The sequence below is a fragment of the Pirellulales bacterium genome (assembly GCA_036267355.1).
Classification (GTDB): domain Bacteria; phylum Planctomycetota; class Planctomycetia; order Pirellulales; family DATAWG01; genus DATAWG01.
This window is the reverse complement of the sequence record DATAWG010000132.1, coordinates 1-23,114: the sequence shown is the minus strand read 5'-3', so window position 1 is coordinate 23,114 and position 23,114 is coordinate 1. Positions and strand designations below refer to the sequence as shown.

18 protein-coding genes are annotated in these 23,114 nt (G+C 60.5%); 12 read left to right on the top strand and 6 right to left on the bottom strand.

What is annotated here, in order from left to right; all coding sequences use genetic code 11:
* Positions 1 to 352: 352 nt before the first annotated feature.
* Both VHX65_20640 and VHX65_20635 read right to left on the bottom strand, forming a co-directional pair.
* Entirely contained in the window at positions 353 to 1,669 is a 1,317-nt protein-coding gene (locus VHX65_20640; protein HEX4000965.1) for a lactate racemase domain-containing protein, read from the bottom strand.
* Positions 1,670 to 1,815: 146 nt separating this feature from the next.
* Positions 1,816 to 2,571, bottom strand: a complete 756-nt coding sequence (locus VHX65_20635; protein ID HEX4000964.1) for a YebC/PmpR family DNA-binding transcriptional regulator — start codon at positions 2,569 to 2,571, stop codon at positions 1,816 to 1,818.
* Between the two features lie 711 nt (positions 2,572 to 3,282).
* Here VHX65_20635 and VHX65_20630 point away from each other — a divergent pair.
* The 9 genes from VHX65_20630 to VHX65_20590 all read left to right on the top strand — a co-directional run bounded on the left by VHX65_20630 (position 3,283) and on the right by VHX65_20590 (position 9,472).
* Positions 3,283 to 3,585, top strand: a complete 303-nt coding sequence (locus VHX65_20630) for an RNA-binding protein (GenBank protein ID HEX4000963.1) — start codon at positions 3,283 to 3,285, stop codon at positions 3,583 to 3,585.
* Between the two features lie 175 nt (positions 3,586 to 3,760).
* Complete coding sequence (locus VHX65_20625) at positions 3,761 to 4,075, top strand: hypothetical protein (protein ID HEX4000962.1); 315 nt, start codon at positions 3,761 to 3,763, stop codon at positions 4,073 to 4,075.
* A gap of 3 nt (positions 4,076 to 4,078) precedes the next feature.
* Complete coding sequence (locus VHX65_20620) at positions 4,079 to 4,318, top strand: hypothetical protein (GenBank protein HEX4000961.1); 240 nt, start codon at positions 4,079 to 4,081, stop codon at positions 4,316 to 4,318.
* A gap of 95 nt (positions 4,319 to 4,413) precedes the next feature.
* A complete protein-coding gene (locus tag VHX65_20615; GenBank protein HEX4000960.1) occupies positions 4,414 to 4,569 on the top strand; it encodes a hypothetical protein in 156 nt (51 codons plus the stop codon).
* Between the two features lie 19 nt (positions 4,570 to 4,588).
* Entirely contained in the window at positions 4,589 to 4,855 is a 267-nt protein-coding gene (locus VHX65_20610) for a hypothetical protein (protein HEX4000959.1), read from the top strand.
* A gap of 173 nt (positions 4,856 to 5,028) precedes the next feature.
* Entirely contained in the window at positions 5,029 to 6,903 is a 1,875-nt protein-coding gene (locus tag VHX65_20605; GenBank protein HEX4000958.1) for a tetratricopeptide repeat protein, read from the top strand.
* Between the two features lie 626 nt (positions 6,904 to 7,529).
* Complete coding sequence (locus VHX65_20600; GenBank protein HEX4000957.1) at positions 7,530 to 7,874, top strand: winged helix-turn-helix domain-containing protein; 345 nt, start codon at positions 7,530 to 7,532, stop codon at positions 7,872 to 7,874.
* A 356-nt stretch (positions 7,875 to 8,230) separates the two neighbouring features.
* A complete protein-coding gene (locus VHX65_20595; protein ID HEX4000956.1) occupies positions 8,231 to 9,199 on the top strand; it encodes a DUF4339 domain-containing protein in 969 nt (322 codons plus the stop codon).
* A gap of 51 nt (positions 9,200 to 9,250) precedes the next feature.
* Positions 9,251 to 9,472 (top strand): hypothetical protein, encoded by a 222-nt coding sequence (locus tag VHX65_20590; GenBank protein HEX4000955.1) that lies wholly within the window; start codon positions 9,251 to 9,253, stop codon positions 9,470 to 9,472.
* A gap of 295 nt (positions 9,473 to 9,767) precedes the next feature.
* On the opposite strand, the gene VHX65_20585 is transcribed toward VHX65_20590, so the two are convergent.
* The 4 genes from VHX65_20585 to VHX65_20570 form a co-directional block, all read right to left on the bottom strand.
* Positions 9,768 to 12,818: a protein kinase gene (locus VHX65_20585; GenBank protein HEX4000954.1), complete on the bottom strand. Its 3,051-nt coding sequence runs from the start codon at positions 12,816 to 12,818 to the stop codon at positions 9,768 to 9,770.
* A gap of 568 nt (positions 12,819 to 13,386) precedes the next feature.
* Positions 13,387 to 13,713 (bottom strand): type II toxin-antitoxin system HicB family antitoxin, encoded by a 327-nt coding sequence (locus VHX65_20580; GenBank protein ID HEX4000953.1) that lies wholly within the window; start codon positions 13,711 to 13,713, stop codon positions 13,387 to 13,389.
* 4 nt (positions 13,714 to 13,717) lie between these two features.
* Positions 13,718 to 14,176, bottom strand: coding sequence for a hypothetical protein (locus tag VHX65_20575; GenBank protein ID HEX4000952.1), 459 nt, complete (start codon positions 14,174 to 14,176; stop codon positions 13,718 to 13,720).
* Positions 14,173 to 14,538: a hypothetical protein gene (locus VHX65_20570; GenBank protein ID HEX4000951.1), complete on the bottom strand. Its 366-nt coding sequence runs from the start codon at positions 14,536 to 14,538 to the stop codon at positions 14,173 to 14,175. Before VHX65_20570 ends, VHX65_20575 begins: the two co-directional genes overlap by 4 nt.
* Positions 14,539 to 14,788: 250 nt before the next feature.
* On the opposite strand from VHX65_20570, the gene VHX65_20565 reads away from it, so the two are divergent.
* The 3 genes from VHX65_20565 to VHX65_20555 all read left to right on the top strand — a co-directional run bounded on the left by VHX65_20565 (position 14,789) and on the right by VHX65_20555 (position 22,869).
* Complete coding sequence (locus VHX65_20565) at positions 14,789 to 16,879, top strand: sigma 54-interacting transcriptional regulator (GenBank protein HEX4000950.1); 2,091 nt, start codon at positions 14,789 to 14,791, stop codon at positions 16,877 to 16,879.
* A gap of 210 nt (positions 16,880 to 17,089) precedes the next feature.
* Complete coding sequence (locus tag VHX65_20560; protein ID HEX4000949.1) at positions 17,090 to 22,588, top strand: serine/threonine-protein kinase; 5,499 nt, start codon at positions 17,090 to 17,092, stop codon at positions 22,586 to 22,588.
* A gap of 14 nt (positions 22,589 to 22,602) precedes the next feature.
* Positions 22,603 to 22,869, top strand: a complete 267-nt coding sequence (locus VHX65_20555; protein ID HEX4000948.1) for a hypothetical protein — start codon at positions 22,603 to 22,605, stop codon at positions 22,867 to 22,869.
* Positions 22,870 to 23,114 lie beyond the last annotated feature (245 nt).

Genomic DNA, 23,114 nt, shown 5'->3' with positions numbered 1-23,114 from the left:
AGCAAAACTTTTCGTGACGCATTCACAGTGTGGATTAAGACGGCTTTATGCGAATGGCAACCCAGTGCAACGACGCTTTGGAGGCTGTGAGACTTTGAGACTGCGAGGCTTTGAGGTACGAATCCCCGGCGAACGCATTGTAGCCCGAAGCGTTAGCGAGGGACGCACGCCGCTGGACGTTCCATGTTTCCTTTATGTGCGAGCTCAAGCGGCGCTCGCACTGGCCGACTGCGCTGGCCAGTGGCACACCGGCGATTGCCCGCTCATCCGTAATCCCTCTCCCGCGAAGAGGAGAGGAGAACTGGGCGCCGTTTTAGAATGCCGCATCAAGTGCGGCGTTTCCGCCACCGAATCATCCGTCTCCGAATCCGCCGGGCCTGTCGAAGAGTTTTTTGCGCATCGCCCACAGGCCGGCCGAGGGTGTGGGGATGTAGAAGAATCGCTCGCCGTCGCCGGTCAGGTTCCAGCCTTCTTGACGATGTTGCGGCTGGTAGCGCTTGACCACTTCGCCGATGTCGGCGTACTTGTAGTTCACGGATTCAATGTCTTCCTTCGTTAGATCGCCGGGGGCGTAGGTGACGGTGAAGCGACCTTCGGTCGAGCCGTGGATCAGGTGGGCCGTGGCGTGGGCCAAATCTTGCATGTCGGCATTTTCGCGATACTGCGCCATCACGCGCTCCGTGCCGACGTAGCCATATTTGCGAATGAGCATGTCGACCTCCGGTTGCTCGCCGAAGCGCTTCAGGCCCGGGGCGATGATGATCAACTCGCCGCCGTCGGCAATCGCCATTCGCGTGCGATAGATGGCTTTGTTGGCCACCCAGGTGCTGAAAAACTCGTCGCCTTGCATCACGCACACGATCCGCTCGATCGGCTCTTCGAGTACGGTGACATTCGCCTCGCGCGAATGCCGGGCCGCGGCCAAGTAGGTTTCCAAATCGTCGCCCACATACAGGCCCGTGTGAACCAAATGCCCGTGGGCATTGCGATTCAGCACGACCTGCACATATAGATCTGGCAGCCGGGAAAGGAATTCATCCTCGGCCCGATTGAAGCAAGCGCGGAGCGGCGTGATGAGGTTGCCGAGATTGTTTTCGATGCCGCAGGCCGCGGCCATCATGTGCGATTTGCAGATCGTTTCCTTGCCCCCCAGGCCGATGAAATAGTTCTTATTGTGGTTGGCGAAGCCGAGCACTTCGTGCGGCACGACGTGGCCGACGTTGATGACCAAGTCCCATTGATGCTCGACGAGCATGCGGTTCAGCTCGATGGGGATCGACCAATCGGCATGACCGTCGCTTGCATGATCGACGAACCGGCCCGGTATCTCGCCGACCGCGACACAGCCGCCGCGCCAATCATGATGATGGATGTGGGAATTCGGAATCGAGCCGAACATGCGGCGATTCTCGTCGGCCGTGTGGTAGGCATGTTGGCCGAGCGTGGGGATAACGTGGACTTCGGCGTCGTCTTGTTCGCGGAACAGGTTGTAGAGTATTTCGGTGATCCGGCCGGCGCCGGAATGCATCCGCGTGATATCCGGCGGAAGCAGCAGCACGCGCTTGGGATGGGCGCAAATGCGATGCCGCGCCTGGGTGACGGTTTCGTGCATCAAATGCTCGAGCCGATTCCAGCCGATTTCTTCCGCACGTTCTGCGATCCAAGGCATGGGGAATTATTCTCGCGGGGATGTGCGTGCCGTGAGCGGCAAGGCGCTAGCCGCCGGTTCTTTTGAGCCGCAGCATCGAATTCGAACGGCGGCTAGCGCCCTGCCGCTAACATGGCATCGAAGCGGCATCCAATCCAAACGCAAACCTACCCTTGCGCGATCTGGGCCATCGCTTCGTCGGGGATGCTGAAATTCGCCGACACGCTTTGCACATCGTCGTGATTGTCGAGCCGCTCCATCAGGTTCAGCACCTTGCGGGCAGTTTCGGGATCGTCGAGGTCGACCGTGGTGGTCGGGATGCGGGTGATCTCTTTCGATTCGGCTTCGATGCCGGACGCGGCAAGAGCGTCGCATACGGGTTGGAACACTTGCGGATCGCACGTGACTTCGAATTTGTTGCCGTCGCGGCGCACATCGTCGGCCCCGGCCTCGAGCGCGATTTCCAATAGCCGTTCTTCTTCCACCTTGTCGGCCGGAATCAACAGCAGGCCCTTGCGTTCGAACATCCAGGCCACGCAGCCGGTGGCCCCGAGTTTTCCGTCGCACATTTCGAAGATCTTGCGAATTTCCGGAGCGGTGCGGTTGCGGTTGTCGGTGAGAATTTCGCACAGCACGGCGACGCCCCCCGCGCCATAGCCTTCGTAGAACATTCCTTCGAGATTGCCGCCGGCCAGTTCGCCGGTTCCGGTTTTGATGGCCCGGGCGATATTATCGTTCGGCATGCTGACGGCCCGGGCGGCGTCGATGGCGTAGCGGAGCCGGAGGTTCATGGCCGGGTCGCCGCCGCCTGTTTTTGCGGCGACGATGATCCCCTTGGCCAACTTGCTCCAAAGCTTGCCGCGTTTGTTATCGACCGACGACTTCTTGCGGGCGATATTCGCCCAATGGGAATGACCTGCCATGGGAAAAAGCGCAATGCCTGCGGGGTTTGGATTCGGCTTATGGTCGCTGCCTGCCGTCTCCCTTATCGTAACCACTGAGCGGAAAACGCCATAGCCCCGGCACCGTAGCTGAATAAGGCCGGGTTTGGCCGGATTCGTTGGAAATGGGCGCGATACCCGCGGCGTTGCGTGTCGGCATGTGAACCGCTTGCACGCGCATGCAGGGCCGTGGGCGTGGCGCCCTCGAACGGAAATGGTGGCCTAAAATTTACCTCCCGCGCTCGAGTTGATCGGCAAACATCTCATCGTATAACTCAACGCCAAAGCTCCTCTCGAGGGGCTCGCCCCTGAGAGATGCGGAATGTTCGCGTTCCGTCGGGGCGCCGCTGGGCGCGGAGAAAGACGGTGTCGGCGAAATCGCGCTGCCGCATGGATTTGGCTCGAAGGCGAAACCGACGAGGCGCACGAAGCGGCTAAACCGGCGCAACGCACGACGAACGCGGGGATCCCGGATGCCGGCAATCGACGGCAGCATGGCGATCGCCGCGTTTCCCCTATCGCGGCGGCAGGGATTGTGTAGAATGGTGTTATCGGCGTGACGACTTGAATTGGCGGTGCTCTTCTGCCCCGTGTTTCTTCTTGTGCCATGCCCCTTGGCTGGCCTCCACATCGGGCCGCTCCGAAGCGACCCGGACCTTTCTGGTTGCCCCCCATTCTGTGTGGAGTCGTGGTATGGGAAAGAAGTTGTACGTTGGCAATCTTACGTATGAAATGTCGGACGCGGATCTCGAACAATTGTTTGCCCAGTTCGGCGTCGTTCGCAGCGCGCAAGTGATCCAGGATCGGGAAACCGGCCGGAGCAAGGGTTTTGGATTCGTCGAAATGGCCGACGACAATGCGGCCCGTTCGGCGATTTCGGCCCTGAACGAAAAAGACCACAACGGGCGTCCGCTGGCCGTGAATGAAGCGCGGCCGCGCGAAGATCGTCCGCGTGGCGGCGGCGGTGGCGGGCGCGGCGGCTATGGCCGTCGGTAGTCGTCGGCGCGGTTCGGCACTCGGCCCCTTGGTGCGCGACTGCCTTGTATCCGAGCCACGAATCACAAGCCATGATCCACGTGGCTCAGGGTAGTGGCTCGTGGCTCGACACCGGCAACGCGAGCACTTGCTCGACAATTCTTCACCCCCCTTCGGTCCAGCAAACGGAGTGTCGATGGCTCAACGACGTCGCGGCAAGCAACAGCAGCATCGATCGGGGCGTCCGGCGCGTCGCGTGGCCGAGACGGCCGCGGCGGTGGAACGGCCCGCGCCATGGGTGAAAACCGCACCGATCCAATACGGCAAGGCGGTGGTGGTGCTCGAAGACGAATCGAAGAACACATTCTACTTCGACCAAGGCGCTTGGGTGCCCTACGGCGCAAGCATCGCCGCGTGTCGCGCCGATTGCATGGTCAAGGAATTGCCGCAAAAAGTGAATCGCATGACTCGGTATGAAATCCGGCGACCGCTCGTCGGCGCGGAGGAGTAGCGTATGGCAACGGAAGGGAACTTGGCGCGCGATATCGACTACGCCGCGATCGCCGTCAAGAAGGCCATTCAAGAAAAGTTTGGCCGACAAAACAACTTGGATTCACTGGAAATCCTGGCGGGCGATAAGACGATTTTCGTCCGCGACGGCGATCGCCAGACTGAAGGCACCCGCGATGATCTTCTGGCGGGGATTCGCGCGGCGACCGACTACGCGGATGTATGGGTGCAATGGCGGCGTTAAGACAGCTTCGACCCCCGAGTTAGGGCCGGCGTCGGCCACCTCTCTCGCTCGATGCATCGCGGCTGTTCGAAAGCATGGCGGTGAGTGGCATGGCGATGAGCGAGCGACGAGATACGCATCGAAAGCCAGCTCCGCTACTAGCGCTCGTCGTCCGGCCGCATTGCCCGATCTGCGGCAAGACCGTCTACTCGGCGACTGGATCGCATCCGCAATGCATGTATCACGTCGAGTCGAGTAAGAAGAAGCCGTAAAGAAAGTGAGGCTCTGATCATGCTATCGGAACGTGAGTTCTCGGTTCAGTGGCGGAAGCTGTTCGTCGAATCGACCTACAACCAGGCCGCTTGCGCGAAGGCCGACGAGTTAATCGATGCGTTGCCGGAGACCAGCCCTTTGCGGCAGCGCTATAGCAAAGAGCTTTCCGATCTCCGGAAATTGAACACGGCGCCGGTCAAGAGCGCTGCGAAGCCGCGCCGCCGCTCGGCGAGCAGCCAGCAGCCTCAGACACAAAAGAACGGGGAACAGGGCGCCGCGCGGTGACCCTGCTTGACGGCAGTTCGCGAATCGAGTCCGCAGCGAGGCTCGCATCGTTCGCCGTCGCCATCGGCAGCTTGTTTGCCGGACAACGTCGGTGCGCGATTGAAGCGGGCAGAATTGGATTCCACGGTTCGCGATGAGCCCGTCGTCGCCGGTTCTCGGCAAGGCTCGATTTCTTGTCTGGTGAGCTTCGTTTGTCGGAAGACAATCTGCTTTTTCGCTGGCAACCGACCGCTTGGATTATTTCTCCGGTCGCGGATGCCGCGCTGCTGGTAGCCAGCCCGATGCTGATCGTGCCGGCGATTGCTTTGGCGGCGAAGCGATTTTCGCCCGAAGCGATCTTTCTGGCAGTCGCCGCGTTCGCCTCGATTGGCCATCATCTGCCGGGGTTCTTGCGAGCCTACGGCGATCGAGAATTGTTCCGCCGCTTCCGCTGGCGATTTCTTTTGGCGCCGCCGTTGATCCTTGGCGTAGCGCTGACCGCGGCTCGCGAACAACTGCACGGGCTGGAATTGGTTTTGCTCGTCTGGGCCACTTGGCACGTAATGATGCAGACCTACGGCCTGATGCGAATCTATGATTTGAAACGCGGCGTGCGCGATCGGCTGAGCGCTCGATTCGATTTCGCCGCCTGCACGGCCGTCTTCTTGGCCGGAGTGCTGTTCAGCCAAACGCGGCTGTTCATGATTCTCGAAGCGATGGAGCGCGTTCGGCTTCCGCTGGTGGGCGCGGTAGCGCCGTCGCTGGTGCGTTCGGTGGTTGCCGCCGGCATTCTTGGTTTGCTCGGGGCCTACGCCGTTCATGCGGTGTTCCATGCGCGAAAGCATGGACCGAGTTGGATCAAGCTGGGCCTGCTCATTGCCACCGGCTGGCTCTACTGGGCCTGCGGATCGATCGGCACGAATTTGCTCATCGGCGTGGCGATGTTCGAGATCTTCCACGCTTTGCAATACTACGCGATCGCCTGGAGTTACAACCGGCGCCTGAACCGGCGCGACAGCGCCCGGCTGGGGCCGACTCGGTTCTTGTTTGCCGACGGATGGCTGCCGCTGGCGATGTATTGCGGCGCGATTGCCGCGTTCGGATCGATCAAGTTGTTTAGCAGCGGCTTGGAGCCTTCGCTGGTAAAGACCTGGTTGGTGACGCTGCTGCTGACTTCGACCGCGCTGCATTTCTATTTCGACGGGTTCATCTGGAAGGTAAGCGAGTCGGGCACGCGGCAAAACCTCGGCATCGAAGGCGGATCGCCGAGAATGACGTCGATGCCCGGACTAGTGCATGCCGGAAAGTGGTGCGGGATGGCACTGCTCGTCGCCGCGCTGTTTTGCTGCGAACGATGGGGACCGCCGCCAAGCGCGCCTGAGCAGGGTGCTTGGCTTGCGGCCGCGGCCGTTTGGACGCCGGATGCTCCGGAAATGCTGCTGCGGAAATGCTACTTCTGCTTAGGCCAGGGGAATGGGTCCGTCGCACTGTCCGCGGCGACTCGACTCGCCCACGTTCGCCCCGGATCGGCCGAGGTCGAGCTATTGCTCGCGCGGTCGGATGTGGCGATACGCGATTTTCCGGCGGCCGACGCCGCCGCCCGTCAGGCCGTCGACTTGGACCCCGATTCGGCCGACGCGAACTTCCAGTTGGGCTTGGTCAACGTGCAGCTTGGGCATTTCGACGTGGCCCAGCGCGCGCTCGAACGAGCATTGCGTGCGAGTCCGAATTCGGCCGCGGCCCACATGCAATTGGGAAATGTCTTCTTCCTCACCGGTCGCGTCGAACAGGCCGAACAGAGCTATCGGCGATCGGCGGCGTTGAATCCCAAGTCGGCCGAGTGCCAGGGCAATCTGGGTGCCGCCTTGCTCAGCCGCGGGCGGATCGCGGAAGCGAAGGCCGCGTTCGAAGCAGCGCTGGCGATCTCCGACAACCCGCAGTGCAATTACAATCTAGCGCTGATCTTGCTTTCCGATGGCCAGGCCGGCAAGGCCCGGTCGCACCTCGTGCAAGCTGAGAAAGCCGGACAACCGATCCCGCTGGAAATTCGCCGCGCCGCTGGCATGTAACCGGGCAATGCCGACGGCGGCTGCTGGCTCCTCCCACGCAGAATCGACGGGCGCCACCGTTCGTAGGCGGCAACCCGCTCGCTGCCGGTTTTCAGCCGCCGCGCCGCATTCGACCGGCGGCTCGAGCCCTGCCGTTCACCTCTCACACCGCCGCCCAAAATATGACCGATCCCCACAAACAAAAAGGGCTCGGCCGGCTCTGCGGGAGCCGACCGAGCCCTCGAACCGTGAAAAACTTGCGCTCCCGTGGTGGGCAAAGGTCGCCATACTGCGGCGACGCGACAATTAAGGTTCACGGTAACTGCATGCGATCTGTTCGGTTTGGCCCTCAAGACGTTGCGGGCGGTCATGAGGGCCAACTGGGTCGCGGATGAAGTCGAGACACCGCTAGAGCACAGAGTGTGCCAAAGTCGGCATTTCGATTTCAATTCTTGAAAGAATGCGACTTCCCCGGAGAAAATCGCAAATCGCATAGCTTCGGCCGCTGGGCGATTTCTCCAATTTACCAATTGGTCTTGTAAGAATTTCAATCCGCCGAGAATAGCTTCCTATCTTGCCTGCGCATCGGAAACACACCCGATCGCGGTTCGACCGCCCGCTTTCGAAGCCTCGAACGCTGGCCAGCGATGGCAACGCAATCATTAAATGATGGCCGGCCAATGCCTAGCCAGCAGCAGCAACTCGCCTATAATTGCAGCGTCCTGTTGGGGCAAAAGGGAGCTTGCCAACGTTCAACTAAGGAGGTCGATTTCATGGCAACGGACACGTTTTGCGGCGTCTCGCAAATTGGTCAGGTCGCTGGTGAGGTTTGGCATCTGCTCGAGCGCAAAGGGCCCCTGAGCATCGCCAAGCTGGTGAAAGAGATCGACGGGCCGCGGGATCTTACGATGCAAGCACTCGGCTGGCTGGCGCGCGAAGACAAGATCAACATCGAAGGCGATTCCAAAACGCGCACCGTTTCACTGCACTAGGCCCCGCCCGCTGCTGGACCTGTTCATCCGCCGAACCGCACCCAACGTAGCAGGCATACTCCGTATGCCGTCGGCCACTTGAAACGCGTGCCATCAGCCTGTTCAAGCCTTTCGACCACGAGCAAGCATGGGCAAAGCGGAGGATTGAAGGAAAAGAGCCGTGCGCACGTGCGCGAATTGGCATCGGCGTGCGTCCCCTCTGTGCCCCCTTGCATTTTGTTCGTAAACCATGCGGTATGATTACGATCGATGCACAACTCTATCCGCGGCCGATGCAATATCGGCACGTGGCTCGATTCGCCGGGCGGACGCGGTTTCCGATTCGTATTTCTCGTTGAGGATCAGGGGTTTGGACGATGGGCGCCGAATACCATTACAGTCGGGATGGGCAGAGTTTTGGGCCCGTTTCGGTCGAGCAATTGCGGCAGCTCGCCGCCACCGGTCAAGTCACGGCCAACGATCTTGTTTGGAAGGAAGGCATGGCAGAATGGCTTCCCGCCGGCCGTTTCAAGGGATTGATTCCCTCGTCGGCCGCTGCGACCGCGCCTGCACAAGTGCGCCCGATCTCGGCAGCGCCGGCAATGGTCGTGCCATCGGAAGATTCCGCGCATGAATTTCGGATGAGCGAGCCGGCCCCAGCGCCGGTCGTCGCCCATCCGGCAATTGCGGCCGCCGAGCAGGCGCACAAATCGGAACCGATCGACGACGCCACCCAAGCGGAGGTCTTTGCCCGGCAAGCGAAGCAAGTCGCCGTGGCTGCCGGAACCGACGCCCTCAAAGCGTTCAAAGTGATGGCGAAAAATCCGGTGGGCGGACTCCGCGTGGCCTATGAAAATCTCGGGCCGACCCGAGCGATGCAAGTCGGAATCGTGTTCGCGATTATTTTCGATTTGTCGATGGCGTTTGCGGGCCAAACACTAATGTCGTCGTTTAATTCAGTTCACGGAAACTTTGGATCGTGGATCGTTGCCGCCATCAAACTAATGGTCATCGGATTGATTCCTTTTGGAGCCGCAGTCGGCGGCTTCGCGGCGGTGCGGGCATCGCTCAAGGGCGAGGGGAGCATTTTCAGCGACATGTTTGTCGCCGGCGCATCGCTTGTGCCCGCGACCATTTTTTTCCTGGCGAGCCGGATTCTAACGGTTGCCAATGCCGAGGTTGTTTTCGTGATCTTCGTGTTTGCCGTGACCACGACAATTCTGATTCTTTACAGCGGCTTTACGACGTTGCAGCGCATTCCCGAGGCCGTGGCCACGCTGGTCGTTCCGCTGGTGATTGTCGTCGGCATGTATGCGTGCAAAATCATGCTGGGGATACTAATGTAAATGTGAGACGCCGGTAACATGTTTACGAGAACCAACCCATGAATCGGTATCGTGATCGATCAAGCCAATTCGATTAAGTTTGGTGGCGTCGCCCAACCGGTCGAGCTGTTCGATGAAGCTGGCCATTTCCTGGGGTATTTCACGCCGGCCGCACCGCGATCGCTCTACGATGGCGTGCTAGTCCCGGTCAGCGATGCCGAGTTGGACAGAATCGAGCGCGAGGGAGGAGGGCGGAGCCTCGCAGAAATCATGGCCGACCTGGAGGGTCGGTAAATGCCGTAAACTGTAACTTGGTCGCCGGCCGTTGAGCGGAAGCTGACGGACCTCTGGCTCCAAGCAGACGAGCGTGCAGCGTTGAGCCGATCCGCCGACCAAGTCGAGGTCACCCTCCGCTCAATCCCAAGCGACAGCGGAGAGTCTCGAGCGGCTGGTCGCCGAATTTTGATTGTACCGCCGCTTTGTGCGATTTACCGCGTTTCGGAACCGGATAAGACGGCTCGTGTGCTGGTCGTTTGGCGGATTGACGCAGCACCGCCGAGCGCATGACGCCCAAACCGCTCGGTCGCGACTATCGCTGCGGATCAACGGTTTTAATGCCGGATGGCTCGACCGCCGAGTTATGGGGCGCGACTTGTGGAGCCCCGATTCGCGGCAAAAGGGCGATGTGCATTCCCGCGTCGCTGCCATCGGCGGCGGCGGATTGCGCCGGATTGCTGCCGGCATGCAATGCGAAGTCGGAGGGAGCAACGGCGCTCATCGCGCTCGATGCCGCCGGCAACCGTTGCCATACCACTTTGCCCACGCTGGGCTGGCTTTCGCGCGAGCCCCAATAGGTCTGCCAATCGTGCAGCGTCGATTGGGCCGGGGTTTCCGCGCCGGCGCCGTTGATTCGCCAGAACGTCGAAAAGCCCTCGTAGAAATTCCGCTCGCCGTTCCACACGATCCGCCGCCGGAAATCGTCGGTCGGATCGATGCCCGATTGCTCGATGAGCGCGGCCGACGGATCGCAGAGGAAAATACAATCGGTGGCCGTGATGTCGAGCGGCAATTGCTGCGGAGCGTCTTGCGTATTCGTCAGACGGCATAGGCCGCCGCGCATCAGTGCCGTCACGTGGTGCAGCTCGATTTGCGTTTCGCCTTGCGGCTTGGGGTCGCTCGAGCCGCCCGATGCGGAAAGCAGGCGCTCGCTCGTGGCCAGCAGGCCGTTGTCCCACACGATTTGCACCGGCTGCAATTCATTGCTGCGCACCACGGTCGCCTTGCCGCGCAGGATGCAATTCTTTAACTGCAAAGAAGCGGGCGGCCGCATCGCGGGAGCATCGTCGTCCGTCGACATGACGCCCGGGCCGGGCACGGCTCGAATGTCGAACATCGCTAGATCGGGATGCAATGCACCGGCCGACTCGACGCTATCTTTCACCGTCACGGCGCAACCATCGAGCCGCAACGATTCGCCGGGCCGAATTTCGGCGAGCGACCAACTTTCGGCAACCGCGTCGTGCGGCACGTCGAATTCCAATTGCAGGCCGACGAGCGACACTTGGCTGCCGGCCAGAGTCAACATGCTGTGCGAATCGCGCAGCGGATCGGCATTTTGCGGTTGAAAATAAAGCACCGGCGAAAATCCTTCGCCGGCACGGATCGTCAATCGCAAGCCGACCAAGTCGATGGGGGGTTCGTGCAACGGGCCGTTCGCGCGGAGCTCGATCACATCGCCATTGCGGGCCGCACGGCAGGCGTCGGCCAACGTCGCATACGCGCCATGCGCTCGCGGGGCTCGCATCGCCGGATCGACGACAAGCAGGCCCTTCCGCTCGGCGGTCGGCGTCGAAACGATTGTCGCGGCCGGCCCCGAGGGATTCGCGGTCGAAGTCGCTATCGAAGAGCGATTGTCCGAATCGATTGGCGTCGGGTTGCCGTCGGATGGCAAAGATTTCGAATTCGCTCCGACGGCTTGTGTCGTCGAAGCGGACGGCAACGGCGCCGTCGTCGAACTATCCGGCTGCGATGGGCCTGCCGGCGCCGGTTCTGCTGCCAGTAGAGTTTTCAATCGGCTGCGAACTCCGCTGATCCAATCGCCGACGACCGCGGGCATTTTCGAAAGCTCGGGGAGCGTCGGCCCGGCGCCGGCCGAAGATTTTGCGTCGGGATTTGCAGATCCCGATGCCGCCGCGGACAACGGCGGCGCCGTTTTGTCCGACGCAAGCGTGTTCTTCGCCGAACCGCTGGCTGCGCCGGCGGCATTCGTCTTGGCGGGTTGAGCGATTGGCGATGAATCGGGGCCGGTGGAAGATGCCGTTGCCGGACTTCCAGACTGCGCTCCGGTCGCAGCTCCGTTTGATGCTTCGGGCGATTGGGTTGCCGGTGCGGCCGGTTCCTCGCGAAGCGCGGTATGCCGAATCGGCGGCGGACCGGAACTGTCGTCCCGGCTCGATCCGAACACGGCGAACCAAATCACCACTGCCGCCAAAACTCCCAAGGGCACCAGCCACGGCAAGTGTCGAACCCATCGCGGCGATTCGACCGGCACACCGGCAAACCGCTGGGCCGCGGACGGCGGCGGCACCTCGAGCCCATATCGCGCGGCGATCGTCAGCAAATCGGCCACCAATTCATCCGGCCGCTGGTAGCGATTCTGCGGCGACTTTGCGAGCAGCTTCTTCAAGACCCGCACCAATTCGTCGGGCAAATCCGCGCGAAATTGGCGAGCGTCGACCGGCTCGTCCCCCTGGTGTTGCAACAGCTTTTGCAACACGGTGCCTTCCGGAAATGGCGGCCGGCCCGTGAGCGCGAAATAAAGCGTGCAGCCGAGCGAATAGAGATCGCTGCGGACGTCGGCATTGCGCGGATCGCGGGCCTGCTCGGGCGAGATGTAGTCGAAGGTTCCGAGCGTCACCCCGCTGGCCGTCAGATCTTGATCGGGCTGAGCCACCTGGTGCAACCGGGCGAGGCCCATATCGACCAGTTTTGCCCGTCCTTCGGGCGTGATCAGCACATTCGAGGGTTTGATATCCCGATGCACCACGTCGCGCTGGCTGGCATGGGCCAGCGCGTCGCCAATTTGAAGCGTATAGCTGACGGCCTGGGCAAGCGGCAACGGCCCATCGCGCACCACCAGATCGCGCAGATTCACCCCTTCGATATACTCGAAAACGATGTAGTGCCAGCCGCGATCTTCGCCGACGTAATGCACGCGGCCGATATTGTCGTGGTCGAGCCGAGCCGCCGACTGGGCTTCATTCTTGAATCGGCGAAGCGTCTCTTCATCGTCGGACTGAACCTTGGAGAGAACTTTGACGGCCACGACACGGTCGAGCATCGAATCGTGGGCCTTGAACACCGCCCCCATTCCGCCGCCGCCGACGAACTCGAGCAGATCGTAATGGCCGAGCCGTTGGCCCAAAAGCAAACGCCCCATTTCGGCGGGCGCGAGATTCGTGATCGCCAGCGGCGGCCCGAGAGGCACATCTTTGGAAATCACCGTCGGTTGGTCGTCGATCGGCGTCGTCGAACCGCCGCTGGTAAGAACGATCGCTCCGTGGGGAGTCGATCCAGGCCGCTGGGGCATGTTGCCCGCTTGCGCTTGAATTCGTGTCTGGCTGGAGGGGTTGGAACTCATCGGCCAATCACCCGCTCGAGCCTGTGGACGAACGTCCGCCTTAGAATTACAGCGCAGAAGGGAAGACCTCGTCGGTTGTTCCGGACAGCCGGCGCGATGGAACTATTTTAGCTCCGCCTCGGAAGAACGGTCAACGAATAATTGGCCAAGTTTGGCGGGAAGGGCAGGGAGGGCAAAAGACAGCTGGCGGAAGCCCAACCTACGGGCGTTTATCGGACGCCTGTGCGTTCCAGACGCCCGCAGCTTCCGGCGAGGCAGCCCGGCGGCGCAAGAATGAAATCGAATTGCGGCCTTGAAACTCACACGTAGAATTGAGCGCGCAAGCCGGCTGGAGGTTCGCGCTCGGCTTTAGAGATTGGCCGTGAACTGCTCGACGGTTAGGCCGGAATCGCGGATAAGAGACCGGAGCGTTCCGGTAGCTAAGTTGTCGCTACCATGTTTTGGCACAGACAGGTTATAGCGATGACCCGCCTTTTTCATTATGTGGTGACTGCCGGTGGTTCTATCGATGCTGAAACCGGCCTTCTCAAACGCCTTGAGTACCTGGCCGGCTGTAACGCATGGAAGCTTAGGCATTCACTAGGATCCGCAACTCCCGAGAGTCCTTGGGCGCGAATTCGACCACGACCGGCCCCCACGGAATCGACATTCCAGAATCTTTGTAAGACGCAATAGACCCTTCGAATGCATCAATGATGTTTTCGATCGCCTCTTTTATGGTCTTGCCTTGGCTCACGACTCCCGGAAGATCGAGGGCGTGAATCGAATAGCCGATTTCCTCTGGACAGAGAAGAACTCTGCACTCCAAAACCGTCTTTTGTGCAAAATCCTCCCATCTTAATGTCGAGAGTCGAACTATCTCGTCCCCGCGTCGTTCCAGTTCTACGGTGCTCATCGATTCATGCTCCCTGCCTTGGAAACTCCTTTGATACGATGCGAAAAGACCCTAACAATTCGTCCTCGAATAGAATCTCAAAGGCGTAAACACCCTCCCGATTGATCGGCAGCGCGGGCAGCGCCGCGGTTAGCTCGACCGTTTGAAGTGGGTCGAGGGATCGGACCTCGATTGCTGTTTGAAATATTGCCGTAGGCGGATTATCGCTCAGGTAAACAAAGCGAAGTAGCAAGCGTGCCGATGTATGGATATCGGTAAGGCTTATGTAGGCGTACGGCGATCCGGCTTGCCTTCCACTATGAACTGGGGTTCCAGTTCCCGCGCCCGCCTGATGCGGCGTCCCAGCCACCAAAGGGGAATTAAAAAATATTTGGTTGAATGTGCCGGCAATGACTTTCTTGCCGGTTGATTTGTCCTCGTAAACGTGATCGGCAATAACTAACGCCTGGAGGACTGGCTTCACTGCGGTGCGCTCCCCCGAAAAAATCCTGTGTCGACCAACTCCGCTGCAAGCAAGAGCTGAGACTTTAAAAAACCAGCTAACTCAGCGACTTTTTGGATGAGTGAACGGCGTTTTTCGCTTCTCGCAATTGTAACCGCAAGTCGTTTGGCGTCAATGAAATATGGCCACGGTGCTTTGTGCTTCGCCAGCCCGGAGTTCGTCAAAAAATCGGCGTCCTGCGTCTCTACTAGAATGCCCCTCATGCCGGGCACGCCCAACACCGCTGAGCCGCAGATGCCACGCGGCGGTTCAAAAACTGGAATGTCGCACGCATGGACGATTGCGCTTTGCTGTGACGTCGCGTCGTTTGTGGCCGGGATCATTGGCGCTGTCCTATCGGCCTACGTTTTGAAGAGAGACTGGCGCTTCTTTCCCGAGCGAGCGATGGCCCATCCTCGCGAGTAGGATTCTCGGCCTGGTGGCCGGCGCGCTTGCCAGTGCCTATTTGCCGGCGTGCCACGATTTCCCATGAACGAAGGCCCGCGCCGCAAGCCATCAACTCACTTTCCGAGCGCTACCGGTTTTTCCGCTCGCTTGCGGAGTGGTGGCTCCGCGGGATAATGTGGAGACTGCGTGTCCCACAGCGCAGGCTCATCGCGCTCTTCACCCGGCAGTCTGCCCAGTCTCGACATGGTAGCGTATCTCGTCATCCGCGAAGGAACGAAGTGGTCCGACGTGTTCCGGCTCATTCCCGGACAGGCGGCCACGATCGGCCGGGCGCCCACGAACCAGATCGTCGTCAAAGACGAACGCTGCAGCCGGGCCCATGCCGAAGTGTTTCATTCCAAGGGGAACTGGATTCTTCGCGATCTGGAAAGCCGCAACGGCACCGCGGTCGGCGAATTGATCGTTCACGGCGACTATATTTTGCACCCCGGCGACGTGGTGCGCATCGGTCAGAGCCAATTGGCGTTCGTTCACGATCTGGCCAAGGCGTTTCCCGATTCCAGCGCCGTGCTCAGGAACCTGACGATTCGCAGCCCGGTCGTTGGCGGAATCGGAGCGACCACCGACGACACCACCAGCGTGCTTGCGGACAACGAACCCACGACGATCACGCATCGCCGCGGCCAAACTCGTTTTCTCGAACCGACCGTCGACGAAGTGGCGACGATTCCGAAGGTGGGCCGGGCTGCGGCGCAGTTATGCCGGCTGGCATTCGAGCTGGCCAAAGCGCCCGATATCAATTCGATCTGCCGGCTGGCGCTGGCCGGAGCATTCGAAGGGACGCAGATCGACGCCGGGGCCGTGCTACTGCTTCCGCGGCCGGCCGGCGAGCAACTCGAAGAGCGCGAGCTTGAAATCAGCGCCTCGCGCACCGACTCAGAATTTCCCTACCATCGCGTTTCGAGCTTTTTGGCGGCCACGGTGCTCCGCGAAGGGGAAGCCGTGTTGGCTCGCAACATCTTGGACGACAGCACGCTCGGAAGCCGCGACAGCAAGGGGGAAATCCACGCCACGAGCGTGATCTGCGCTCCGATCCGAAAGGGCCCGAAAGTGACGGGCCTGATTCACCTGTATTCCACGAATCCGGATCGCAATCCCGATCCCGACGATTTGGAATTCACGCTCGCCGTGGCCGACACCGTCGCCGTGGCGCTCGAGAATTTGGCCCGGCGGCAGGAGCTGGCCGAAAATCTCAGCCAGATTCGCGACGAGAATTTGCAGCTCCGCGAACGGCTTGGCGCGGAAAGCGAAATCATCGGCAACAGCCCGGCGATGGCCAGCGTGAATCGCGAACTGACGCGTGCGGCCCCGAGCCGGGCGACGATCTTGATCCGCGGCGAAAGCGGCGTAGGAAAAGAGTTGGTCGCCCGCGCGATCCACTTCGCCAGTCCGCGGCGCAAAGGACCGTTCGTGTGCCTGAACTGCGCGGCGCTGACCGAGAGCCTGCTGGAAAGCGAATTGTTCGGCCACGAGCGCGGGGCGTTCACCGGCGCCACCGAGCGCAAAATCGGCAAATTCGAGGCGGCCGACAGCGGCACGCTGATGCTCGACGAAATCGGCGAAATGAGTCCCACGATCCAAGCCAAGTTCTTGCGGGTGCTGGAAGGGCATCCATTCGAGCGCGTCGGCGGGGCGTCGGCCATCAAGGTCGATGTGCGCGTGATCGCGGCCACCAATCGCGATCTGGAGCGGGCCGTTTCCGAAGGGCATTTCCGCCGCGACCTGTATTTCCGGCTGCACGTTCTGGAAATCACGGTCCCGGCCCTGCGAAAGCGTCCGGAGGATATTCCGATCCTGGCCCATTATTTTCTGCAGCGGTTCAACGCCGAAACGGGCCGCCGCCTGCGCGGGTTCACTCCCGCCGCCACCGAGCAGATCACGGCCTACCGCTGGCCCGGCAACGTTCGCGAATTGAAAAACGTCGTCGAGCGGGCGGTCGTGCTTACTCGTGGCGACGTGATCGATGTCGAAGACCTGATGCTCACGAAGCTTTCGACCGCCGGCGACACGCAGGATGTGGCCCCGCCCGCCGCGGCAGCGTTCGAACCGATGTCGCTCGACGAGGTCGAGCGGCGGCATATCCTGGCGACCCTGCAAGCCACCGGTTGGAACAAAAGCCAAACGGCCAATATCCTCGGCATCGAACGTTCGACGCTCGATCGCAAGATCCGGCGCTACGAACTCGACGGCCAATTCCCCTTGCGCGGCCATCTTTGAGCCGCTTCGCCGCCTTTCTGGCAGAATTCGCAGGCCTGACACCTAAGCCGCCGGACGGCGTCGCGATCCTCGCCGATAGTTGACGCCGGCGCAACACGTGGGGAAAATTGATCCTCGGTTTGGGGGGATAACGAACGCCGGCTCTTCGGCTCACTCCGACGCCGTCAGTGGCGATTTTGTGACACCCCCACAGCGAAGCTGAGGCTGACAATGGCGCACGGAAAAGCCGACGCATCCCAGCGGCACGGTGCATCCCAGCAGCACGGTGCATCCATTCTGACCCCAGAGCTCAGGGGGCTGTGCCATGCGTTTGAGGCCGCGTGGGTCGCCAAGCGGTCGCCCCTATTGGAAGAATTCTTGGCCCGCGTGCCGGAAGCACAACAAGCCCTTTTTTTCGAAGAACTGCTGCGGCTTGAGCTTTTTTATCGCAAGAGTCGCGGTGAACAGATCTCGACTGAGTCACTGCTCGCTCGGTTTCCAAGCTTTGCGGAATGCATCCGGGAAGCGTTGTCCGAGGCCAGTCAAACTGAAAAATGGTCCCAGGCGCCCGTCGACAGTACGAACGCGCTCAATCCAATCAAGCAAAGGCGCGCCGCAATCGTTGAAGAAGCGATTGTCGGTCAACGGTTTGGCGATTATGAGATTCGCCGGTTCATCGCCAGGGGCGGAATGGGGGTGGTGTATGAAGCTTGGCAGACGAGTCTGAAGCGGCCTGTGGCGCTGAAGATGATCCGCTCCGCCGAATTTGCCCACCAGGAAGAGGTCGATCGCTTCTTCGCCGAAGCCCGCGCAGCGGGTCGCCTGCTGCACCCTGGCATCGTGCCTGTGTTCGAGGTCGGCACGCAGGCTGGACGGCATTTTTTCTCGATGGAATACATCGAGGGCCAAAGCCTGATGCACAAGCTTCGGGCCGGACCGTTGCCCGCGCGCGAGGCGGCCGAGTTGGTTCGGCAGGTCGCCGCGGCGGTGGAATTTGCCCACTCACGAGGCGTCATCCATCGTGATCTCAAACCGCAAAATATTCTCCTCGACGCTTCCGGCCATCCGCGCGTTACCGATTTTGGTTTGGCCAAGCAATTGACGGGCGACGATGCCATGACCGCCACTGGGCAGATCTTGGGCACGCCCAGCTACATGCCGCCGGAACAGGCGTCTGGCAAGCTGGTGGCCGTCAGTCGGTTATCCGACGTTTATTCGCTCGGCGCGGTGTTATACGCGCTCGTCACGGGCCGTCCGCCGTTTCAGGCTGGCAGTCCGATCGAAACGCTGCAACAGGTCTTGACGCAGGAGCCCGTTTCGCCACGGATGTTGAATCCGGCCGTGCCCCGCGACTTGGAAACGATCGCACTAAAGTGTCTGAGCAAGGATGCCTCACGGCGCTACGCGAGCGCGGCGAAATTGGCTGAGGACTTGGGACACTTTTTGGATGGCAAGCCAATCCTGGCCCGTCCGGCGGGCCATATCGAACGGACGATCCGCTGGTGCCGTCGAAATCCGCTGGCCGCCGCCTTGGTCTGCTCTTTGTTTCTGTTGCTGGTCGCCGTGGCAGGCTTTAGCACGGTCGCCCTCAGAGCAAGGCGCGTCGATCATCTTTCGACGCTCGAGCGATTGTTCGAAACACGGCTCAAGGACCTGCGGTTGAATGAAGATTCCCTGCGCGGGCAGGAACAGCTGGTCGATGAAATCGACTCGCTCGACCACCCGCGCGCGGTGGAGAATCGGAAGGCCTTATGGGCCGCCGCCGCGGCGATGATTCGGGGTGAATTGGACGCCGAGCGACTCACGGACGAACGCCGGACGGAGATCTCTGCGGAGATCCAACTTTTGACGGTCCGCGACGCCGGTTTGGCCGCTGATCTAAGCAAAGCCCTTACGCAACATTTTCGAGATTGGCACCTTGATTGGGAACTGGCGCCGCCGTTTGCAAACGCTCAATCGCGATTCGCGGCAACTCCGGTCACCGTGAACCACGGCGAGCTCGCTTATCACTCCTCGACGCGCGAATCGCCCATGATCGCGCTAAAGGCGGATAGTTCGCAGGCAACGGAGGTGGTCGTCGAATTCAGCTCAAATTGGGAAGCGGCAACGAGTCTGGGGGTGTTGCTTCAAGTCGAAGGAGACGCGGGATACGAACTGCTGGTGCAACCCACGGCCACCTCAGGGGGTCGGGATGAACTTGCGGGGCGCGTCGCCTTAAAATCGCCAATCAGCTTTACCGCCGCACGGGGCTTGCACGGCACCGCGGTGATCATGCTTCGGCGGCGCAATTTAGTCCTGCAGCAGACCGCGATGCCATTGGATCAATTGCACTCCAAACCGTTGCGGCTGCGCTTGCGTCGCGAATACGACGAATTGATTGGCCAGGTCGACGGATTCGCCCCCCTCCGCGCATCCGACCCCTTTCCGCTGATCGGCGAAAAGGGCATTTGCGCCGTTCGCTGGCCAAGCGACATTGGACTGAGCTATTTGGCGGTGCTGAAAAAAGAAGCTCCGCCCCGCGCTTCGCCGCTGGAAATCGCAGACGCCCGCTACGACCGGGGCGATTTCGATTCGGCATTGCAGGCGTACTCCCAAGAAGCTCTCCGCGAATCGAGTCCTCAGCGGGACGAAGCGCGCTACAAGCAGGCGTTGTGCTTGCTAGCCCGAAATCGCCTCGACGACGCAGCGGACGTTCTCGAATCGTTGCGGTGGCGGCCGGGCGAGCGGTGGCCGGCCATGGCCGGATGTCAGCTTTGGTTGTTACGACTCAAGCAGAACCGCGAGACGGACGCGACGGAAGTCTTCGATTCCATTCAATCACGATTCTCCACGGAACAGCTCGCGGCGCTGATTAGCGGCCAAGACCGTGAATTGCTGACCAGTCGTTATTTGTCGGGCTTCCTATATCCTACCCAACTTCTGCGATTCGATCCAAATCGCTTGGCGCGCGTGGAAAAGACAGAGAAAGTGTTGCGGCTGCTTTCCAACAACGGCGCCCTGTCGACGGACAACCTCGGGAGCACGGCGGAATTGCTCCTCGGACGGGCCTACGAATTCTCCGGAAAACCGGAACAAGCCCTGGAACATTACCATCGTTACTTGCTGTCCACCTCCGAACGGGCGCCGAGAACACGCCACTATTATCGCGTGTTGCGGTTATTGGGAAAATCGCAGCAAGCATTGGACGAAATTCAACAGGATCTACTTGCCCATCCCCCGGAGCCGGACGCGAGCGACTATGCCTTTTTGTTGCTCGAAAAAGTTCGCACGCGAATTGCATTACGGCATTCGTCGGCCGACATCGAAGCGGAAATCGCGCATGCCCTGCACGTTCTCGACACGTATTCTTCGAGCGACGAGGTGCGAAGCACGGTTCGCGGCGCGCTACTGCTGATTCGTGGTTTGCGCTACGATGCACGAGGGGATGAAGAGGCTGCTCGCGCCGCATGGAAGGAGGGCTTTGCCGCCTGCCACGCCGACATGCTCCGCTATCCGGGAAATTATCGCAGCACTGAGATTCACGAATTGTTGCTCGGCGCCTTGTCTGGCGATCTGAGCGACGAGGACGCGGATCATGTGCTCGGTATGTTCACGAGCGCGGCTGGCGACTCGCCGATCGTCTTGGGAGCGCGCACATTCCTCGGCGACCCACAGGCTCTGAACGCCCTGCAAAGGGCGGCTTGGCAATCGCCGCGCGGAAGACGGCTGGCTTGGGATCTAGTGACGGACGCGCTTCCCCAAACGGATTCGCTCGTTCTTCCCACGGCGCTATTGGGGATGCAGTACGTTCAAGACAGCGCATTCGCTTCCGATTGGCGCGCCGAACAGGAAGAGGTCGTCTATCAATCAAGTGAGGAAGGAGTGAAAGGGATGATGGTCGATGGCTCAATCTCATTCAGTAAACTCCTGCCGTTGGTCTTGGCCTGGAAAGGAATCGGCACGACGGAGAGCTGGGTTGCCGCATTCCAACAACTTCCGGCAGATCTTCCCGCGGGCGGTTTGTATGTCCTGGCTCATCGTCTCAGCCGCCGCCATGCCGCGGCGGCGCAAATCGCGGCGGTATTCGAGGCCGCGGCCAAATCGGCGCCCAAGGGCTCCCCCTTGGCGGATCAGATCGCCGTCGATCGTCAGTTGCTCGCTTCAAACCAGGGCCAAATTGCGGTCGTGAACAAGACCGGCCGCAAGCTCAAACTTTCGCTCCGCCGCAGCGATCGCCCCGACCGTGCGCTGGAAGTAGACAAGGAAGCCGCGGCGGATTTGGATGCCGGAGAATACGCGATTTCTTTGCCGTCCGACGCGACCGATATCCTCGTGACCAAACCCAGAATTCGAATCGATGCCCTGGAGCGGGCCGTTGTCGAAATCGTGGATGCCCAGCGATTCATGGCGGCCTGGGTGCTCGCGCGGCACGGCACTCTGAAGATCGCATTGAAGCAACAGGCCGAACGCCTCGTTCTTCAAAAAAGCGACTTGCCCGCCGGCGGTTTTAGGATTCTTGCGATTTCGCTTCCAAAACAATCATCGGATCCTTGGGACTTGAAGCCGGCCGTCTGTTTGAAAAACATCTCCGAGCTGACGCTGCGAGGATCGGGCGTGACGAATCGCGATTTGGTCGCTTGGTCGGAAGCGTCCGAACTTCGCCGCTTGACGCTGGTCGGGACGGTTGTGGACGATGCAGGCGTCGAGTCGATCGCGAAACTATCCGGTCTGAAAGCGCTGAACATTTCCGGAACAAGCGTCTCGGCGCTCGGCATGGCCTCACTAAACGACCTGAGCGAACTCGAAGAGTTGACGCTCAATGCCTCGCAAGCCACGGCCGGCACCCTGAAACGACTGGCGGAGTTTCCACGGCTTGCCAGGATAACGTTGTCGGGAACGAAAGTGAACGACGAAGTGTGCGAGCGCGTGACAAACGCACGGCTGCCGCGGCTAACGACATTGCAATTGCAGGACACGAGCGTGTCGGATTCCTGCGTGGAACGTCTCAAGCTGGCGATTCCCGCGTTAGCGATCAGCAAGCACAACGAACGCGACCCGCCGGCAAAACTCGCCGCAAGCGGACCGCGTTCCGCTTCCCGCGAAAGCCTTCTGCAAGCCGCTCTTCGCCCGGGCGGCGATCTCAACTTGCTGTCCGTAATCGATCCGAAATTGCACCGCGTGGCGGGAGATTGGAACGTAGCGAACGGGGTGCTCATCGGCGCTGCCATCGCCGACGCCAAGGCCGCTCAGGAGGCCCGTGACCGGCTCGTGATTCCCGTCGAACCGCGAGGAAGCTATCGACTCACGGCTCGCTTCACCCGGTCCAAGTGTGGCCCGAATAAATCCGTCGGGTTCGTATTGCCGGTCGGTCGAGGACGCACGATGCTCGTATTCGACCATCACGTCCGCGGAGCGGCTGGACTGGACCAAGTCGACGGAAACGGGGTCGGCGATTCGTCAAACCCCAATGTGACAACGAAGAAGCCCGGCACGCTTGAAGACAACCACGCCTACGACCTGGAGGCAATTGTTCGGATCGCCGGCAACAACGCGAGCATCGAGGTCCGGCTCGATGGCCGACCGTATCTATCCTGGAAAGGCGCGCAATCCAGCTTGAACATGTTTGCCGGCTGGGACGTTCCAAACGGTCGCGGCCTGGGTATTGCCAAGGGGAGCGCCGAATTGTCGATCGAGAAATTGCGGCTTACGATGCTCGATGGTATGGCCGAAATGATCGACCGGGCGAAATAGCTCGAGAAATTGAGATGAATATTGACGCCGACTGCACACCGAAATGCACCGCGGGCATCAGAAAATCACAACTCGATCGCTTCGAACTCGGCGACGAACCGACCCGGCTCCTCGCGCAGCGCCACGATCCGCAACACATGTTCTCTGAATCCTTCGCCACATTGCCGTGGCTCTGGCTGGACGAATGCAAAAACTCAGAGGCCGAGATTGCTCCCGGCCTCCGAAATGATATAAAGGATGATATAAAGGGGACAGGCGCATATAATGGGCAAGATGAATGATATAAAGGGGAGGAATGATATAAAAAGGGGACAGGCGCAATACTGTTCGGCACGCTATTTGACCAGTTGATTTAGCACTCGGGCCAAGATGTTTTTGAGGGACGGAAAAGGTGCCAGGAACGAATGGCACTGTCGGCCGGATTGGTTGCCGCACGCGCATGGCGCGATAGGCGCGGCGCTGGAATTTTGTTATTTTCCTGGCCGTCGCAAGTGATCTTGTGGCGATAGCCGCCCTTGGCTATTAA